Source organism: Roseibium sp. MMSF_3544, assembly GCF_030732845.1.
In the GTDB taxonomy this organism is placed as follows: domain Bacteria; phylum Pseudomonadota; class Alphaproteobacteria; order Rhizobiales; family Stappiaceae; genus Roseibium.
In genome coordinates, this window is the sequence record NZ_JASHKA010000032.1 from 13,103 (window position 1) to 30,227 (window position 17,125).

Sequence of the window (17,125 nt, forward strand, 5' to 3'; positions counted from 1 at the left end):
GGATTTACTGAAACGCGGTTTCGGCAAAGCTCCTGAGTTTGCGCGAATGCAGCCGCTCGGCGGTCATGTTGCGCATCTTCTCAAGCGCGCGAATGCCGATCTGCAGGTGCTGGGCAACCTGGCGCTTGTAAAAGTCCGTCGCCATGCCCGGCAGTTTCAGTTCGCCATGAAGCGGCTTGTCGGAGATGCATAACAGCGTTCCGTAGGGAACGCGGAAGCGAAAGCCGTTGGCAGCAATCGTGGCCGACTCCATGTCGAGGGCGATCGCACGCGACTGCGAGAAGCGCTTGACCAGCTCCGGCTGATCCCAAAGCTCCCAGTTCCTGTTGTCGAGCGACACGACCGTACCCGTCCGCATCACCCGTTTCAGCTCGTAGCCGTCAATTCCTGTAATTTCGGCGACCGCGTCTTCCAGTGCGACTTGGACCTCGGCGAGTGGTGGGATCGGAACCCAGGTCGGCAGGTCCTGATTAAGCACGTTGTCATCCCGCACATACCCATGCGCCAGCACATAGTCGCCCAGTGTCTGGCTGTTTCTGAGCCCTGCGCAGTGGCCGAGCATCAGCCAGACGTGGGGTCTGAGAACGGCAACGTGGTCGGTAATCGTTTTGGCGTTGGATGGGCCGACGCCGATATTGACCATGGTAATGCCACCGCCATCCGCCCGCTTTAGGTGGTAAGCCGGCATTTGCGGCAGCTTTGCCGGTTCGCTTCCGCAGGAGGGCTCGCTTTCGCCGGCTTCCGTAATCAGGTTTCCAGGTGCCACAAAGGCCTCGTAGCCACTGTCCGGATCCGTCAGGAGTTCCTTCGACATGCGGCAGAATTCATCAATGTAGAACTGATAGTTGGTGAAGAGCACATAGTTCTGGAAATGCTCCGCAGCCGTTGCTGTGTAGTGTTGCAGCCTGTGCAGCGAATAGTCGACACGGGGCGCGGTGAACGAGGCGAGCGGCATGACGCCGTCGACCGGCTCATAAGTTCCGTTGGCGATGGAATCGTCCATCACTGTCAGATCCGGCAGATCGAAGATGTCCGCCAGCGGCCGGGTCAGGTTGGCGGCGGCCGCCCCACCTTCCACATGCGTGCCGTCATAAAACGCAAAATGAAGCGGGATCGGCATATCGCTGTCACCGACAAGGATCGGCACATCATGGTTGTTCATGAGCAGCGAGAGCTGCGTTTCCAGATAGTGACGGAACAGATCCGGACGCGTGATCGTAGTGGCGTGGGTGCCGGGGCCCGACACGAACCCGTAGGACAACCGGCTGTCGAGGCGAACATGGCTGTCCGTCACGACCCGGACCTGCGGATAATAAGCCCGCACGCGCTCGTCGATCTCCTGCCCTTCAAGAAGGTCGTTGAAATGCGAACGCAAAAAAGCCGTGTTCGCTTCGAAGATTTCAATCAGCCGATTGACGGCATTGGTCGCATCCGTGAACACTTCGAGCGGATGAGACGGCGCGAGCCGCATGCGCCGCGCGCCCATTGGAAAATCGCTGTTGATCAAGTTGGACATGATGGTCTCCTTATTGTTGTTATGGGGAGCACAGTCCCGCCTCGCGTTCCGTGGGTCAATAGATCTAGCATCAGTTTTTGAATTTTTTTTCGCAAAGAGAAAATTTCTGCACCTCCGTCGGTCTCGAAAGTCTGAAAGCAGCGTGGTCATTCGGAAGCCATGCCCGGTGCCGTCCGATCCGGCAGGGTGAAGCGCAAGCCGTATTCGCACGTGCACCAACGGTCTTTCCGCACGCACACATTGCCGATACTATTCGGAAGAATTCTGATCAGGAGCTTCCCATGAAACGTATCCTTTTGAGCCTTGCGGTCGCGCTTTCGTCAACGCTTGGGGCTGGACTTGGCGCGTTTGCCGCCGACCTGCCTGATCTCGGTGGGCAGGAAGTCGTCATTGCCTCGGAGAACACCTACCCGCCGCTGCAGTTTGTCGATCCGAAGACCGGTGAACCGGCCGGCTGGGAATACGAGGCGGTTGCGGAAATCGCGAAGCGGCTGAACATGGACGTCACCTACGAGAATGTCAGTTGGGACGCGATGATCCCGGCCATTTCCGCCGGCGAGTATGACGTCGCCATGAACGGCATCACCATCCGCGAGGACAGGGCCGAAAAAGTCGCCTTCTCCGATCCATACATGCGCTCCGAGATGTTCATGCTTGTGCGGGCCGATGAGGACCGTTTCACGGATCCCAAGGGTTTTGCGGACAACAAGGATTTCCTCGCCGGCGCGCAACCCGGCACGACACCCTTTTATGTCACCGTCTACGAGGTTCTTGATGGCGATGAAGCCAATCCGCGCATCAAGCTCTTTGAAACGTTCGGTGCTGCTGTACAGGCGCTGAAGGTCGGCGATGTCGATCTGGTGCTGACGGACAGCACAGGTGGCCAGGGCTACGTCAACGCCAACCCGGACACGTTCAAGCTGATCGGCGATCCGATGGGAACGGAAGATTTCGGCTTCATTTTCCCAAAGAGGTCCGAGCTGATCGAGCCGTTCAATGCTGCCATTGCCAGTATGCGCGAAGATGGCACGATCGATGCCCTCAACAAGAAGTGGTTCTTCGACTACAAGGCCGGCCAATAACACACGCCGTCTGACCGTCCGGTGGTGGACTATCCATAAAGTGGCCGGTATCGGGAAATCCGATACCGGCCATTTTCAGTTTCCGCATGGCGGCTCCGTTCAACAACATTGCGAACCCGCGCATCATCCAGCTTCAGGCAGCATCATGAACCGTGCAAAGACTTCAGCCTCGACAAAGCAACAAGACTTTCCCTATTGGCTTGTTGCCGCCTGCTGCATCGCGGCGTTTCTGCTGTTCCAGATCGGCACCGACGAGATCTACACGCAAGTGATGACCACGGTGTCGCGCGGCATCGGCCTGACAATCTTCGTGACGCTGGTTGCCTTCTTCCTGGCGTCCGTCATTGGCCTTTTGCTGGCCCTGGCCTCGCTGTCCGGATCCGTCATCCTGCGGCAAAGTGCGCGGTTCTATATCGAGATCGTGCGCGGCCTGCCGATCATCGTGCTGCTGCTCTATATCGCCTTTGTGGGCACACCCCTGCTTGTCGCCGCGATCAACGCCGTTCTTGAGCCGCTTGGTGTCGGCACGATGCGCACCAGGGACTTTCCCTTGCTATGGCGCGCAATCGTCGCCCTGATGATCGGCTATTCCGCCTTCATCGCGGAAGTCTTCCGCGCCGGCATTCAGGCCGTTGACAAGGGCCAGATCGAGGCGGCCGAGGCGCTCGGTATGAACCGCTGGCTGCGCTTCCGCCTGATCATCTTTCCGCAAGCGCTCAAAACAATCCTGCCGCCGCTCGGCAACGATTTTGTTGCGATGATCAAGGACAGTTCGCTGGTGTCGGTCCTTGGTGTCGCGGACATCACCCAGCTCGGCAAGGTCTACGCCGCCGGATCCTTCCGCTATTTTGAGACTTACAACGTGGTTGCGCTGATCTATCTGATGATGACCATCACCCTGTCCCTCGCCTTGCGCCGGTTCGAGCGATCCAGGGACGTTGGGGGGCGCTATTAACTGCTTGATTGTCATTCCAGCACCCGCTTCCGCGGGTGTAAACTCCGGCAAGAGTTCACTGAACACTGAAGCTCGAGATTTTTCTCCAACACCGGGGTTATTGGATCCCGGCCTTCCGCTGCGCTGCAGCCGGGATGACACACTTACAATTGGCAAAGCCTTTCCTAGCCCTAATCGGTTTTTCCCTGACTATTGGAAAAGCAGTGCTTAAATGAGTCTTGGACACGAGCGAGACAACACCTAACGGAGAACAGGCGGATGCGATCCTTTGACAACATCGAGGCTCTTGCCGCGCAAAAGAAGGGCGGAGAGGAGCGCCTGGCGAAACTGCTGGCGGAACACAATCTGCCCAAGTCAAAGTTCGAGCTTGAAAAAATCGGCGACGACCGCTGGCTTGCCATGTTCACGAAGTGCGTGTTCCAGGCCGGGTTCAGTTGGAAGGTGATCGAACAGAAGTGGCCGGGTTTCGAAGAGGCTTTTGAAGGTTTCGACATCGCCCGCCTGACATTCCTTCCCGACGAAGATTTCGAAGCTCTGACGAAGGACACCCGGATCGTGCGGAACGGCGCCAAGATAAAGGCCGTTCAGGACAATGCCCTGTTCCTGAAGGATCTCGCCGCTGAACATGGCAGCGCGGCCAAGTTTTTTGCCGACTATCCGGCAGAGGACCAGATTGGCTTGATGGAGCTGATGAAAAAGCGCGGAAGCCGGCTCGGCGGCACGACCGGGCAACTTGCGCTCCGGTTCATGGGCAAGGAGAGTTTTATTCTGACAGGAGACGTCGTTAACGCCCTGATGCGCGAAAATGTCATTGAGAATGATCGCATGTCGAAAAAAAATCTGAAGGAGATCCAGGCCGCCTTTAACGATTGGAAAGCGACTTCCGGACGTACTCTCAACGAAATCAGCAGAATTCTGGCGTTTTCGGTTGGGACAGGCCATTAACCTCTCATTCAACTTTTACGAATGTAAACAAAGCCTTGATTCAAAGGATTTTTTTCTTTTCGTGACTTAACCGCTGATTTACCAAACCCGGTAACCATGACACTCGAAATTGCGTGAGGTATTGCGTCGCAATGAGTGTACAGCGTACCGGGGTGTCCTTGGCGGCACCCCATCCGACTAAGAACCGGGAGGCATCCGCTTCCTGGATGAATACGATCCTGAAGGGCGACTGCGTGGCCGCCCTTGAGACATTGCCGTCCCAATCCGTGGACCTGGTCTTTGCGGATCCCCCGTATAATCTGCAGCTTGGCGGTGACCTGCACCGGCCGGACCAGTCCAAGGTTGACGCCTGCGACGACCACTGGGACCAGTTCGAGAGCTTTCAAGCCTATGACAGCTTTACCCGGGCCTGGCTGCTCGCGGTCCGGCGGGTGATGAAACCGGACGGCTCGCTTTATGTGATCGGCTCCTATCACAACATCTTCCGGGTCGGCGCGATGCTGCAGGATCTGGGCTTCTGGATCATGAACGACATTGTCTGGCTGAAGTCCAACCCGATGCCGAACTTTCGCGGCAAGCGGTTCACCAATGCCCATGAGACCATGATCTGGGCGGTGAAGTCGAAAGATGCCAAGCCGACTTTCAACTATGACGCCCTGAAGACTTTCAACGAAGACCTGCAGATGCGGTCCGACTGGCACCTGCCGCTGTGCACCGGTGCGGAAAGACTGAAGGACGGAAACGGCCAGAAGGTTCATCCGACGCAGAAGCCGGAGGCCCTGCTCTACAGGGTGTTGACCGCGTCCTCGAAACCCGACGACGTGGTGCTTGATCCTTTCTTCGGCACCGGGACAACCGGTGCGGTCGCGAGAAAGCTCGGCCGCAACTTTGTCGGCGTCGAACGCGAGCAGGACTATATCGATGCGGCGATGGCCCGGATTGAGGCAATCGAACCGGGCGACAGCGAAGCGCTTGAAATGCAGCAGGGCAAACGCGCACAAAAGCGCATCCCGTTCGGCACGCTTCTGGAAAACGGCCTTTTGTCACCGGGAACGGAGCTCTCTTGCTCCCGGGGCAAACATATTGCCATCGTTCGCGCTGACGGCTCGCTGAAGTCCGGAGAGCACACCGGCTCGATCCACAAGGTCGGCGCGCTGGTGCAGGGACAGGAGGCCTGCAACGGCTGGACCTTCTGGCACACGATGGACGGTGCCTCGAAGGCTCCAATCGACGAATTGCGCAAGGAAATCAGATCCCGCCTGCAGGCATAAGCAGGCTGACAAGCAGAAGCCAACTTCGCGATCCCCGCGATCACCACTTCAGCCCCGCCCCTATTTGGAGGCGGGGTTTTTCTTTTCGGAATGCCTTATGCCAGTTTCTCAAGCAGATCGGCCAGCGCCTGGGGCTCGGTCACCATGGCGTCGTGCCCGGTTGCGATCTCCTCGACCGGCCAGCCGAGTTTGTGCGCGCGATCCAGGGCAACGACCGCTGGCCGGTACGGCGGATCGGTGCAGTGAATATAGTCGGCGGGAAGACTGTTTCCGACCGGGTACTTCAGATCGAGCGCGGACGTGAATGTCTTGAATGGATGCGGGGTCAGCCGCGGTTCGACAAAGGCGACATCCTCCGGACGGGTCACCCCGAAACTCTCTGCAGGAGCCGGAGGCAGCGAGAGACCGCCGCTGGTTCTTTCAGCCAGAGCCGCACGGTCGTCCGCCATATCCTTCGGCAAGAGGCTGAACCACGTCTCACCGGTTCCGAGCATGATCGCGTCGAGATAGATCAGCCTTGCGATCCGCTCCGGAACGATATCGGCAGCGCCCGTGATCGGTATTCCGCCAAAACTGTGCCCGACAAGCACAACGTCGCGAAAATCCTCGAACCGAAGATGCTCAACGATGTCCTCGACAAAGGTCTGGATCGTGATGTCCGGTGACATTAGGTGCGAGCGCTCGCCAAGGCCCGTTTGGGTCGGCGCCGTGACGCGATGCCCGCGCGCGCGCAATATGGCGGCAACACGCTCCCAGCACCAGCCGCCATGCCAGACGCCGTGAACGAAAACGAAAGTCCTGGGATCCATCAAAATTCTTTCAGTACTTACAATAACTATTCAGCAGCTTCCGACGCCGGTTCATAGCCCCGCAACTGTTTCAACTTGTGCCCGACCTCGACAATCGCTTCGAGGGCCGGGATCAACTCTTCTCCCAGTCCGGTCAGCTCATATTCGACCGATGGCGGGGACGTCGGGCGCACGTGGCGCAAAAGGACGCCGCGTTCCTCAAGCTCTGACAGGCGCGCGGAAAGCACTTTTGACGACACCGGCGGGATGTCTGCCTTGAGCTCGTTGAAACGGCGTGGACCGGCTCTCAAACTCCAGATGACATTGGGCGCCCAAGCGCCTGCGATCACTTGCATGCACTCCGTCAGAAGGCACGGCTCCGGTGGCTTCGGGCTGCGGTTCTTGCGCATTTTCAGGGCCATTTTGCCTGTAACTCCGCCGAAATCAGGTTTCTTCAAGGTAACTCGAAAAACATAGTTACCGTTGGTTACCTACTTGTCAACAGTGACCGAAACAAACACCTTCCTGTCATCGAAACACCCGATGGAGCGAAACGATGAAACTGTTCTACAAACCCGGCGCCTGTTCCATGGCAGCGCACATTCTGCTGAACGAAACCGGTGCAGACTATCAATTGGAAAAGGTCGACACTGACGCGGGAACCACCGAAACCGGCGCGTCCTACCTGGAAACAAACCCGCGCGGCTATGTGCCAGCGCTGAAACTGGATGACGGCGCGGTTCTGACCGAAAATGTCGCGATCCTGCACTGGATCGGGGAACAGTTCCCGGACGTGGCACCGGGCAATGACAACCAGCCTCTGCAACGCTATCGCCAGCTGGAACTCCTGAGCTTCCTGTCTTCCGAACTACACAAGGCTTTCAGCCCCTATTTTTCCGGCAAGACGTTCTCTGAAAGCGAGCAGGCGGCCAACCGGAAGAAGCTCGATACGAAACTCGGTCAGTTCGAAAACCTGTTGGAAAGCACCTCCCCCTTTCTGCTCGGCACCACGTTTTCCGTCGTTGACGCCTATGCGTTCGTGATCCTGAACTGGACGAACTTCATTGGCGTGTCTCTGGACGGCTGGCCGCAGACCAAGGCCTATGTCGCACGGATCGGTGCGCGTCCGTCCACCCGCAAGACCCTGGCAGAAGAAGGACTGGCCGCATGAGCACCGCGATTGCAGACGTCAACGCCGTCATCAAGGACTATTTCGACGCGCTTTATCACTGCGACGCCGCCCTGCTGCAAAAGGTGTTTCATCCAAAAGCGGTCTATGCGACAGCGGATGAAACACCCCTCCTCCACCGGACGATGGAAGACTACGTTCCCGTGGTTGCTGCCCGCGTTTCGCCAGCCTCCCGCGGCGAAGCCCGCAAGGACGTCGTCGATGAAATCCAGCTTGCAGGGGACAACACCGCTTTCGCCCGCGTCCGCTGCACAATGGCAGGGAATGACTATGTCGACTTCCTGACTTTCGTCCGCGAGGAAGGAAGCTGGCGGATCATGGCCAAGATTTTCCAAATGACCCCTGCACTAGAGAAAGGCGTCTGAACATGCCTTATGTGAACATACAGGTGACCCGTGAAGGCATCAGTCCCGACCAGAAAGCGCAGCTTATCAAAGGAGCGACCGATCTCCTGGTCAACGTGTTGGGCAAAACCCCTGCGACCACCTTTGTGGTGATCGATGAGGTCGAGATGGAAAACTGGGGGATCGGCGGTGTGCCGGTGGAAGCGTTTCGGGCCAAAGCTTCCCTGAAGAACCGCTAGCTACAGATCGTCGAAAGCCGGGTCCCTACCCGGCTTTCCCGGCCCGCTCGGCAGGGATTTGTGAACCATCGACCCAATCAAAGGTTGCAAAGCCTTTTCGTGGATGCTCAGTGTACGCTTTCAAAAGAGGCCTCAAACCGTCGTCTGCCTTCCAATGCCGCGCATCCTTTATCAGACAATTCTGGGCAATAGCTTCAAGCAGGTCCCAGCCCCAATCCAGGAAATGCACACCTTTGCCCGGCGCGCCACCGGGACGGCGACTGTCTGGTGGGGTGCATCGCCTGCAGCCCGCTTGATTTGTCGTCTGGCATCCCTTCCGCAAGCGCAAACCAATGCGCGGATTGAAACGTCGTTTACAGAAATCGACGGCGGAGAACGCTGGGTGCGCAAGTTCGACGGTCAGCCGTTCATGACCGACATGATCGCAGGCAAAGACGAACCGTTTCCCTGCATGCTGGAACGGCTTGGACCTTTCCTTTTCAAGATGCGTGTTACGCCGAGTTCCGCCGGTATCGACCTTACACCGGAACACGTATTCCTCGGGCCGCTGAAGATTCCGAAAACACTCGCGCCGAGGGCAACCGGCCGTGAGCGTGTTGAAGACGACCGCTACCGCTTGTCCGTCGAAGTCTGCTTTCCGCTTGTCGGCAAGGTATTCGGCTATGAGGGAACGATCGAGCCTTGCGAACTGGTATCTGATCACGAAACCGAGGGGTCGCCTTCCTCCACCCAAAGCCGGTCAACGCCGGGCATTTAATACAACGACTGAACGCGGCGCCGGTCATCCCGGTTAGCCGCGCAAGCGGCAAGACCGGGACCCAGTACTCCGTATGGCTGGCGACTGAAAAAGTCTGTTTGACAAGAGTTTACTGGATCCCGGCCTTGCGCTTCGCTCCAGCTGAGATGACAACTTCAAGGTTCGCAGATTGCCCCACGGGACCCAACGTCCACGAGACCGGACAACAGTCGGTCAAGCCATGGCATGACCTCGAAATTGGACGGTCGGCAAGAAGTCACGCCGTCAGCTCCTGACCCGCCGATCTCTCTGTTTGCACTCACTCAAATCCAACCAAAGCTTTCCGCCTTTTGCCGACCGAAACCGCCAGCCGGTCATTGGCCTTCAGATCTCCGGTACCGATCCGGCGGCGGGGGTCGTCGATGATCCGGCTGTTGAGCCGGACACCGCCACCCTCCACCAGGCGCCGGGCTTCGCCGTTGGACTCTGCAAAGCCGATGGCAACGACGAGTTCGAGCAGGCCGAGTCCGTCGGCCAGTTTTTTAAGCGGCAACCTGTGCGTCGGTTCCAGAATCTCGCCTTCCCCGGCAAACAGGGCGTCTCCCTGCTGCAGCGCGGACCGGGCTTCCTCAGGCCCGTGGACGATTGTCGTGACCTGGGTTGCCAGGATCTTCTTGGCCTCGTTCAGCTCCGCACCCTGCAGCGCGGACAGGCGTTCGACTTCGCTGATCGGAAGTTCGGTGAAGAGACGCAGGAACTTGCCCACATCGGCATCAGCCGTGTTGCGCCAGAACTGCCAGAAACCGAAGGGCGAAAGGTGTTCCGGATGCAGCCACACAGCGCCCGCAGCCGTCTTGCCCATCTTGGAACCGCTTGCAGTCGTCAAGAGCGGCACCGTGAGGCCGTGCAGCTTGCGGCCGTCACGCCGGCCAAGTTCCACTCCGTTGACGATGTTGCCCCACTGGTCGGAGCCACCGACCTGCAGCCGGCAGTCGTGACGCTTGGCAAGTTCGAGAAAATCGACGGCCTGCAGCATCATGTAGCAGAACTCCAGCACGGTCAGCGGCATTTGGGCGTCAAGGCGGGATTTGACGCTGTCGAACGTCATCATGCGGTTGACGGTGAACTGGGAGCCATAATCGCGGAGAAATTCCAGGAAGCGAAACTCGTTGAGCCACTCCGCGTTGTCGACCAGCAGGGCACCGTCCGGACCGTCCATGTCGACGAGACGTTCGACCGATCGGCGGATGGTCGCGATGTTTGCCGATATCTGGCGCTGCTCCAGCAACGGACGCGCGTCATTGCGGAAACTCGGATCACCGATCTGGCTGGTGCCGCCGCCAAGGACGATGATCGGACGGTGACCGAGTTTCTGCAGCCAGCGCATGGTCATCAGCGGCATAAGGTGGCCTATGTGGAGGCTCGCGGCCGTGGCATCGAACCCGGCATAGGCGGTGAGCGGGCCCTCTGAAAGGGTCTTGTCGAGCGCCTCGACATCGGTGCACTGGTGCACGAGGCCGCGTTCCAGAAGCACGGCGAGCGCTTCCGATTTGAGCTTGGTCGCCGGTTTCCCGGCTTCAATCATATGCTTGATCATGTTCGGCTTCCTGGTTTCCCCGCCAGGAGCCTCTTTGAAACCAAAAAGCCGCCTGACGCGGCGGCTTTTTTGAGGTTTCTATAAAAAGAGCAAGATCCTACGCAGCCGCCGGTATGTCGGTGACGTAATAAAAATACACGAAGGATGCGGTCATCTTGGTCATGGCATTTTAAATGCGCGAAGGCGTGATCAGAGTCAAGCAGGGAATTTCAACCGAACATTTGAGCGCTTCAGGTGTTGCAAATTTTCAAGACAGACCCAGTTCACTTTCCCCTCGGGACAGAATGATCGGAACGATCAAGTCCTCTTCGTCCGACAAGTGCTGCTTCAGCCCCATGAGAAGCGCGTTGCTGACGGCGGCGTATTCGTCGGTTGCTCTCAGGATCGCATCCTTGTCTTCCGACTGCAGCCGGGTCAGCAGGGTGTTGGCGCTTTCAACCACAGCCTCAATCCGCTGATGGATCTGTTCATGATCGGATTCCAGAAGTTCGAAGCCTGGTAGCAGGCGCTTTTCCGCCTCCATGAATACGGGGAAATAGTGATGATCCTCGATCATATGATGGTTGTGCAATTCGGACAGGAAGTGCTGGAGCTGTGGTCCGAACATCCCGGCGAACCTTTGCGGCGGTATCTGTCCCTCGCGGAACTGTCGCAGCATCGCGATCAGGGTGTTGCCGTGATTGCGAAAGCCGTCATGACGGTTCAGCCAGAATTCGGTCAGCGGGCCAAGGTTGCCATGTGCCAACCATTGATCCCTCGGGAACGCCTCAAGAAGGAACAGCCATTCCGATGGCAGATCCTGGCGGTGGTCCAGGTCAAGCGGGTTGGTCATGTATGCGTTCGGCCTTCTTTGCTGCCTCAGCAGATGCGTCAATTCAGTCGGTTTGCGCCGACTTACACGAAGCGCGATCATGGCGAATTACTCATCCCCCGGCGCTATTGAACCGACAGGGGACGGGTAAAGAGCACCGCCTTGTTGTCACCGTTAAAGTAACGCAATTCATACTCACCCGGCTCTTTTGGCGCGGTCAGCTTGACGTTTTGAGCATCAATATCTCCCGCCCAAACGCGCCGCTCATGAACAGACCTGCCATTGCCACCACGTGCATTCGGATCCCAGATCTGAACACTGTCATAGCGGGCACCTGGACCTTTCCAGTCGACGGAGAATTTCGTTTCCGTTTCAACAGCATCCGGCCCTTCAAGGCCGATTTCAAGCGGTACGACGGTGATCGGTCGGGTCAAGAGAACCGTCTTGTTGTCACCGTTATAGTAGCGGAGCTGGTACTCGCCCGGCTTTGCCGCGCTCGGCAGTGTCGCCCTGTTGTTGTCGAAATCGTCATTGCGCAGGCGCTTTTGATGAACAACCCGGCCATCGCCGGCACGTGCACGCGGATCAAAGAACTGCACGCTGTCGTAGCGGGCGCCGGGGCCGGTCCAGGTTACGGTGATATGGCGCCCCTGACCGATCTGGTCCGGAGCTTCGAGCGCAACCACCGTTTCGGTGACTTCAAGCGGCACGGACGCCAGAACGGTCTTGTTGTCGCCGTTGTAATACTGAAGCTCATAGGGGCCCGCCTTGACAGGTCCAGGCAAGGTGACCCGCTGATTTTCGAAATCATCGTTGCGAAGACGCTTGTCGTGGATCTTCTTGCCGCTGGCCGGATCGACAAGCAGGACGCTGTCATAACGGGCGCCCGGGCCCACCCAATCGACAACGATCGGTTTGCCGGCTTCAGCAGCTTCTTCCGTTTCGAGGGTCACCGGTGCCTCGATCACTTCCAGTGCACGCGTTGCAAGCACCATCTTGTCCTCGCCGGCATAGTAGCGAAGCTGGTAGGTGCCGGGCTTTGCCGGCGTCGGCATGGTGGCCTTGTTGTTGTCGAAGTCGTCATTGCGCAGGCGCTTTGAATGCAGAACCTTGCCTTCGCCGTTTCGGGCCGAGGCATCGAAGAGTTCGACAGCGTCATAGCGCCCGCCAGGACCGACCCATTCAACCGTCACGGGCCTTGCCATGGCGATCTGGTCCGGCGCGAACAACGCAACATCGGCCGGAGTGACTTCGATCTGACGTGTTGCCAGGATCTGCCGTCCCGTACCGTCCCAGTAACGCAACTCGTAGGTTCCCGGCTCGGTCACAACCGTCATGTTGACCTTGTTGTTGTCGAAATCCCCGTTCCGGATGGCCTTGGAGCGAAGGGCTTTGCCTTCACCGTTGCGCGCCGCCGGATCGAAGAACTGGATCTGGTCGTAACGCCCGGCCGGTCCCTGCCAGGCAACGTCAATGCGCGCGCCGATTGCCGCCGTATCCGGAGCATCAAGCGAGGCCTCCGGCAATTGCGCGGGCTGTGCCGCAGCTTCCTGCACGACTGGCACTTCAACCGTTGCTGTCAGAGCTTCGGTGAGTTCCTCCGTGCTGCCGGCCTGGATGTAGAGGCCACCGGTGTTTTCCGCCAGGCACGCGACCTGGCGTCCCTCTTCCTCACTCAGGCCGAAACCGATGACATGAGCGGTGAAATTCACCCCGAGCCGGGCAAGTTCACTCCCGAGTGCGCAAGGGTCGGCATTGCAGGTTTCAATCCCATCGGTGACGAGGACAACGGTGGCCTTGTCCTCGGTGAAGCGCAAGGTTTCAGCGGCCTGGCGCACGGCTGCCGACAGGGGCGTCTTGCCCTTTGGCGTGATCTTGTCCGTTGCAGCCTTGATGGCTGCGCCGGTTCCGGCAGCCGGCGGAACAACCAGCTCGATATCGGCGCAATTGCCTTTCTGCCTATGCCCGTAGGCAAAGAGGCCGAGTTCAATGTCTTCTGGAAGCGTTCCCAGAACATTGCTCATCGCCTCGCGGGCAATTTCGATTTTGGTCCGCCCTTCGATCTGCCCCCACATGGAGCCGGACCCGTCAAAGACGATGGCAGCTTTGTCTGCCGCGAGGGAATGGGATGAAAAAACGGATAGTGCTGCAAACGCAAAAATGTACGACCGAAACATGCTTCCTCCGACGAAATTGTCGACTTCACGTTACCAAGAGTAAGCGTGCCACATGATGGTTCCGTCGCAAAGGTCACAGTTTGTACGTTCAACGATCGGATTCAGGCGATGACTGCCCCGGCATCCGCAAGGTCATGCTTGATCGAGGACCATTTCCGGGGTGTTGCCGTCAATGTTGCCGGTTCGCGAATTTCCACATGAAACCCCCGCGACAGCGCCCCCTTTGCCGTTAGTTGGACGCAATGGCAGGCATCCAGGCCGACCAGTGTCAGCGAGCCAATATTCCTATCCGCCAGCCAGGTTTCAAAACCAGGATTGGAGAACGTGTCGCCGATTGCCTTTTCAAAGACCGGTGCATCCTCTGTCTCAAGCGCGCGGTCGAGCTTTAGTCCCTCCCGGCCCGGTGTCCCGATGCCGCCCGCCAGAAGGTTCATCACCTTGATCACCGGCCAGTCGCGGAAGATGTTTTTGACAAAGGCGACATCGACACCACTGGACCTTGCCGCTTCGATTTCCCGGTTGATGACAGAAAGCGCGTCATCCCGGACCGTCGGATCAAACCCGTGCTTGCCTTCGTTGCGGGTGAAGTCCTCCTGGACATCGATCACAATCAGAGCCTTGTTCGGCCGTTCTGAAAGATCGATCAACGCACCCTTTGTCGGCGTTCCGAGCTTACGGAGGTAAAACCCGAAATAGAGCCCGACAGCGACCAGCGCAAAAACCAAAATACCGGCAAAGCTTAGTACAACTGACATGTCTGTCTCCTGACCTTTGACTATTCCAGGCCCTTGGGGCGGTCCGGGTCGTCCTCGAACTCGGCAAAATGATCGAGCATGGCGCAAAGCACGCGCTGGGTTGAGCGAAGATCATATTCGGAAAACAGCTCACACACCGCATCAATCTCTTCATTTTCGCTGGCCCGGATGCCGCCGAACCGGGTCCTGCCAAGCTCGGTCAGGGAAAACAGCGGTGAGCGCCTGTGCGCCGGATTTGGCTGCCGCTCGACAAGTTTCTCAGCTTCGAGGGTGTTCACCATCAACTGGATCTGCTGGCGCGCCAGAAACAGCGCGCGGCCAATATCGGGAACGGAAAGCGGCCCAGCCGTTTCCAGCACTTCCATGACAGCGCGCATGCCAACCGTGATTCCGCTCCCGCTCAACTTCGCTTCCACGGCGCGCGCCAGGCGCCGGTGCAACGGGCGGATCAATTGGATGACTTCGTAAAGTTCAACGGATTTCTTCATCGCAACCTCAATTGACAATAAGATTGTCATATTGACAATTCAATTGTCAATCAAGCTTGATCTCTGAATGTGATGGTGAAACCGATGCGGTTGTCATCCCGGACCCTATACAGCAGAGATCCGGGATCACGTTTGGGATCGCCCAATACTATCCGCGTGGACTCTTGTGTGGGGATCGAGAGGATTGTTGCAAGCGCCCTCCTCCTTCTGAGGAGGACCGTCAAGTCCGTCTCGAAAAATGGGCCTCGCGCTCCGGAGCATGCCGCCTATCCGCCGAAACGCCGCTGCTGCGGCTCCTTAGAATGAGGGGGTGGTATCTGCGACGTTCCGAACCCGATCCGGGAACTGTTCGCGTCTTGGCACGAAGGCCCCGGCTCAAGGCCGGGGTGGCAAGTGCTGGCAAAACGGGAGAAGACCGACCGAATGCCTCTCGGTTGCTTCAGGGAGCGACCAGTTTCACGTCTTTCGGCTCCACCAGGATCTCGCACTTCACGGAGTTGGCAATGAAACAGACGTCATGTGCTTTTTCGTGAATGTCCGTAAGCCAGGTGGGATCTGGAAGCTCATTCGCAACCAGCGTGACCTCCGGTCTCAAGACGACTTTCGTGATTGCCATCTTGCCCCGCGCGATGCGGCTCATTTCGCCATAGGCGTGGTCACTGTAACTTGCGACGTTGAAATCCGCCCGTCGTGCAAGGTCGAGGAACCACAGCATGTGGCAGGAGGAAATTGCCGCAACGAAGGCTTCCTCCGGATCGACGGCTGCCTCTATGGAATGGGGCAATGGCACCACGGTGGGTGACGGACTGGCCGGTATCTCAAGGCCACCGTCAAATCGCCAGATATGCCCTCTTGAATAGGCGTTCGACGCGTAGTCGCCATCACAGGCCCATTCAACTTCAGCCGTATAGTAGTGCCCGGCCATGGATCAGAGAGACTCCACGAGGGCCTTGTACCCGGCTTCGTCAAGCAACTCGGACAACTGGCTTTCGTTGCTGATCTTCATCTTCAAAAACCAGGCAGCACCCTCCGGATCTTCATTCACCTTTGCCGGTTCTTCGGCGAGTGCCTCGTTTGCTTCAACGACTTCTCCATCAATGGGCGCGTAGACCTCGCTTGCCGCCTTGACCGATTCAACAACGCCGGCTTCATCGCCTTGGGAAAGCTCCGTTCCGGCCTCCGGCAATTCGACATAGACAACGTCGCCGAGTTGTTCCTGTGCGTAGGATGTGATGCCGATGGTCGCGACACCTCCTTCGACTGAAATCCACTCGTGGTCCTTGGAGTAATAGGTCGTCATTTCACTATCCGTTTTCTGGAAGGGTCAGGGTTTCGATTTGTGGTGAGTAGGGTTTGGAACAATGGACAGACTGCTATCCGTGATTGCCATCCGTTGTTCTTCAGCGCACGACTGTTGCTCGATAAGACGGCGAAGACGGTCGCGCGCACCGAGACCGATGGGCTCAACCCGGTCGTCGGCAAGAAGCGCTCGCGCGATCGCCTCGGCAGCTCCGGCAGGAACAGTCAGCTCGTACTCGTCCGTATCCGTCTCGCCGACGCAGGCGACATGGCAATCAATGCCGTCAAATTCCATCCTGGCCGATGACTTGAGCCCGAGACCGGCAGCTTCAGGCGCGTGCGCTGAAATGACGCTCAAGGCTTCGGGGCCATGAACAGCAATTACCGCCCGCGCAAAATTCTCGCGGCTGTCTCCAGCCTGGTGGGCCTGCGCCATATGGGAGAGGTCGAACAAACCAGCCTTGCTGCGCGCATGATCATGCTCCGCGGCAAGGCCCGCACGGTAGTGCAATGGCACCGCATAGCCCGCAAGCGACACCATGCTGGCACCGAGCTCCAGATGGAGATCGTAAAGAGGCGTTTGTCGCAGCTCGGTCTCTTCAATGGCTTGTGCCATCACCGGTCCTCTTGTTCAGGGTATCGCTGCCCGACGCGGTCCTGTCAGACCGGTTGATCAGCACCCCCTCTGTCCGAGAACCTGAGAGATTTCCCGACGAGCACCAAGAAATGCCCGGCGGTTACTCCTTCGGTGAGCTGTCCACCGACATCGTCGGCAGGCCACTGCTTTCCAGAGCGTTTTCACTCATGCGGTCCTTTTGCCTGAGAGTTTCCGGGGCGGTTGCTCCTTCGGCGCCGGGCTTAGTCGCACCCGGCCTCTCCCGCATAAGTGTGCGCACGTTGCCGTGCCGGCCAGGTCACGACCCCGGCCAAGGT

The 17,125-nt window shown here is 58.2% G+C and carries 19 protein-coding genes and 1 riboswitch; of the genes, 8 read left to right on the forward strand and 11 right to left on the reverse strand.

What is annotated here, in order from left to right; genetic code table 11:
• Positions 1-4: 4 nt before the first annotated feature.
• Entirely contained in the window at positions 5-1,486 is a 1,482-nt protein-coding gene (locus tag RBB47_RS27990; protein WP_305989263.1) for an AMP nucleosidase, read from the reverse strand.
• Between the two features lie 311 nt (positions 1,487-1,797).
• Between RBB47_RS27990 and RBB47_RS27995 the strand changes: the two genes are divergently transcribed.
• The 4 genes from RBB47_RS27995 (at position 1,798) to RBB47_RS28010 (ending at position 5,769) form a co-directional block, all read left to right on the forward strand.
• Complete coding sequence (locus RBB47_RS27995) at positions 1,798-2,598, forward strand: transporter substrate-binding domain-containing protein (RefSeq protein WP_305989221.1); 801 nt, start codon at positions 1,798-1,800, stop codon at positions 2,596-2,598.
• 145 nt (positions 2,599-2,743) lie between these two features.
• Positions 2,744-3,553, forward strand: a complete 810-nt coding sequence (locus RBB47_RS28000) for an amino acid ABC transporter permease (protein WP_305989222.1) — start codon at positions 2,744-2,746, stop codon at positions 3,551-3,553.
• Between the two features lie 258 nt (positions 3,554-3,811).
• Positions 3,812-4,498, forward strand: coding sequence for a DNA-3-methyladenine glycosylase I (locus RBB47_RS28005; RefSeq protein ID WP_305989223.1), 687 nt, complete (start codon positions 3,812-3,814; stop codon positions 4,496-4,498).
• A gap of 131 nt (positions 4,499-4,629) precedes the next feature.
• A complete protein-coding gene (locus RBB47_RS28010; RefSeq protein ID WP_305989224.1) occupies positions 4,630-5,769 on the forward strand; it encodes a site-specific DNA-methyltransferase in 1,140 nt (379 codons plus the stop codon).
• Between the two features lie 95 nt (positions 5,770-5,864).
• On the opposite strand, the gene RBB47_RS28015 is transcribed toward RBB47_RS28010, so the two are convergent.
• Both RBB47_RS28015 and RBB47_RS28020 read right to left on the reverse strand, forming a co-directional pair.
• Positions 5,865-6,578: an alpha/beta fold hydrolase gene (locus tag RBB47_RS28015; RefSeq protein WP_305989225.1), complete on the reverse strand. Its 714-nt coding sequence runs from the start codon at positions 6,576-6,578 to the stop codon at positions 5,865-5,867.
• A 26-nt stretch (positions 6,579-6,604) separates the two neighbouring features.
• A complete protein-coding gene (locus RBB47_RS28020; RefSeq protein WP_305989226.1) occupies positions 6,605-6,979 on the reverse strand; it encodes a helix-turn-helix domain-containing protein in 375 nt (124 codons plus the stop codon).
• A 134-nt stretch (positions 6,980-7,113) separates the two neighbouring features.
• Here RBB47_RS28020 and RBB47_RS28025 point away from each other — a divergent pair, with 134 nt between their 5' ends.
• From RBB47_RS28025 to RBB47_RS28040, 4 genes are all read left to right on the forward strand, one after another.
• Positions 7,114-7,728, forward strand: coding sequence for a glutathione binding-like protein (locus tag RBB47_RS28025; RefSeq protein ID WP_305989227.1), 615 nt, complete (start codon positions 7,114-7,116; stop codon positions 7,726-7,728).
• On the forward strand, positions 7,725-8,111 hold the full coding sequence (locus RBB47_RS28030; RefSeq protein ID WP_305989228.1) for a nuclear transport factor 2 family protein: 387 nt from the start codon (positions 7,725-7,727) through the stop codon (positions 8,109-8,111). The genes RBB47_RS28025 and RBB47_RS28030 overlap by 4 nt, the downstream gene beginning before the upstream one ends.
• Before the next feature lie 2 nt (positions 8,112-8,113).
• Positions 8,114-8,329 carry a 4-oxalocrotonate tautomerase family protein gene (locus RBB47_RS28035; protein WP_305989229.1) on the forward strand — a complete coding sequence of 72 codons (216 nt, stop codon included), beginning with the start codon at positions 8,114-8,116 and terminating at the stop codon, positions 8,327-8,329.
• Positions 8,330-8,483: 154 nt separating this feature from the next.
• Positions 8,484-9,086 (forward strand): DUF4166 domain-containing protein, encoded by a 603-nt coding sequence (locus tag RBB47_RS28040; RefSeq protein ID WP_305989230.1) that lies wholly within the window; start codon positions 8,484-8,486, stop codon positions 9,084-9,086.
• A 298-nt stretch (positions 9,087-9,384) separates the two neighbouring features.
• On the opposite strand, the gene tyrS is transcribed toward RBB47_RS28040, so the two are convergent.
• The 8 genes from tyrS to RBB47_RS28080 all read right to left on the reverse strand — a co-directional run bounded on the left by tyrS (position 9,385) and on the right by RBB47_RS28080 (position 16,808).
• Positions 9,385-10,662 carry a tyrosine--tRNA ligase gene (gene tyrS / locus RBB47_RS28045; protein WP_305989231.1) on the reverse strand — a complete coding sequence of 426 codons (1,278 nt, stop codon included), beginning with the start codon at positions 10,660-10,662 and terminating at the stop codon, positions 9,385-9,387.
• A 247-nt stretch (positions 10,663-10,909) separates the two neighbouring features.
• On the reverse strand, positions 10,910-11,494 hold the full coding sequence (locus RBB47_RS28050) for a hemerythrin domain-containing protein (RefSeq protein WP_305989232.1): 585 nt from the start codon (positions 11,492-11,494) through the stop codon (positions 10,910-10,912).
• Positions 11,495-11,598: 104 nt separating this feature from the next.
• Positions 11,599-13,650, reverse strand: a complete 2,052-nt coding sequence (locus RBB47_RS28055) for a VWA domain-containing protein (RefSeq protein ID WP_305989233.1) — start codon at positions 13,648-13,650, stop codon at positions 11,599-11,601.
• Positions 13,651-13,751: 101 nt separating this feature from the next.
• Positions 13,752-14,405: a cysteine hydrolase family protein gene (locus RBB47_RS28060; protein WP_305989234.1), complete on the reverse strand. Its 654-nt coding sequence runs from the start codon at positions 14,403-14,405 to the stop codon at positions 13,752-13,754.
• Between the two features lie 20 nt (positions 14,406-14,425).
• Entirely contained in the window at positions 14,426-14,893 is a 468-nt protein-coding gene (locus RBB47_RS28065) for a MarR family winged helix-turn-helix transcriptional regulator (protein ID WP_305989235.1), read from the reverse strand.
• A gap of 439 nt (positions 14,894-15,332) precedes the next feature.
• The gene (locus tag RBB47_RS28070) at positions 15,333-15,818 is read right to left on the reverse strand and encodes an OsmC family protein (protein ID WP_305989236.1); all 486 of its coding nucleotides are present in this window, start codon (positions 15,816-15,818) and stop codon (positions 15,333-15,335) included.
• A 3-nt stretch (positions 15,819-15,821) separates the two neighbouring features.
• Positions 15,822-16,193 carry a glycine cleavage system protein GcvH gene (gene gcvH / locus RBB47_RS28075; RefSeq protein ID WP_305989237.1) on the reverse strand — a complete coding sequence of 124 codons (372 nt, stop codon included), beginning with the start codon at positions 16,191-16,193 and terminating at the stop codon, positions 15,822-15,824.
• Positions 16,194-16,217: 24 nt separating this feature from the next.
• Positions 16,218-16,808, reverse strand: a complete 591-nt coding sequence (locus tag RBB47_RS28080; protein WP_305989238.1) for a hypothetical protein — start codon at positions 16,806-16,808, stop codon at positions 16,218-16,220.
• A gap of 181 nt (positions 16,809-16,989) precedes the next feature.
• Positions 16,990-17,083, reverse strand: a riboswitch (glycine riboswitch).
• Positions 17,084-17,125 lie beyond the last annotated feature (42 nt).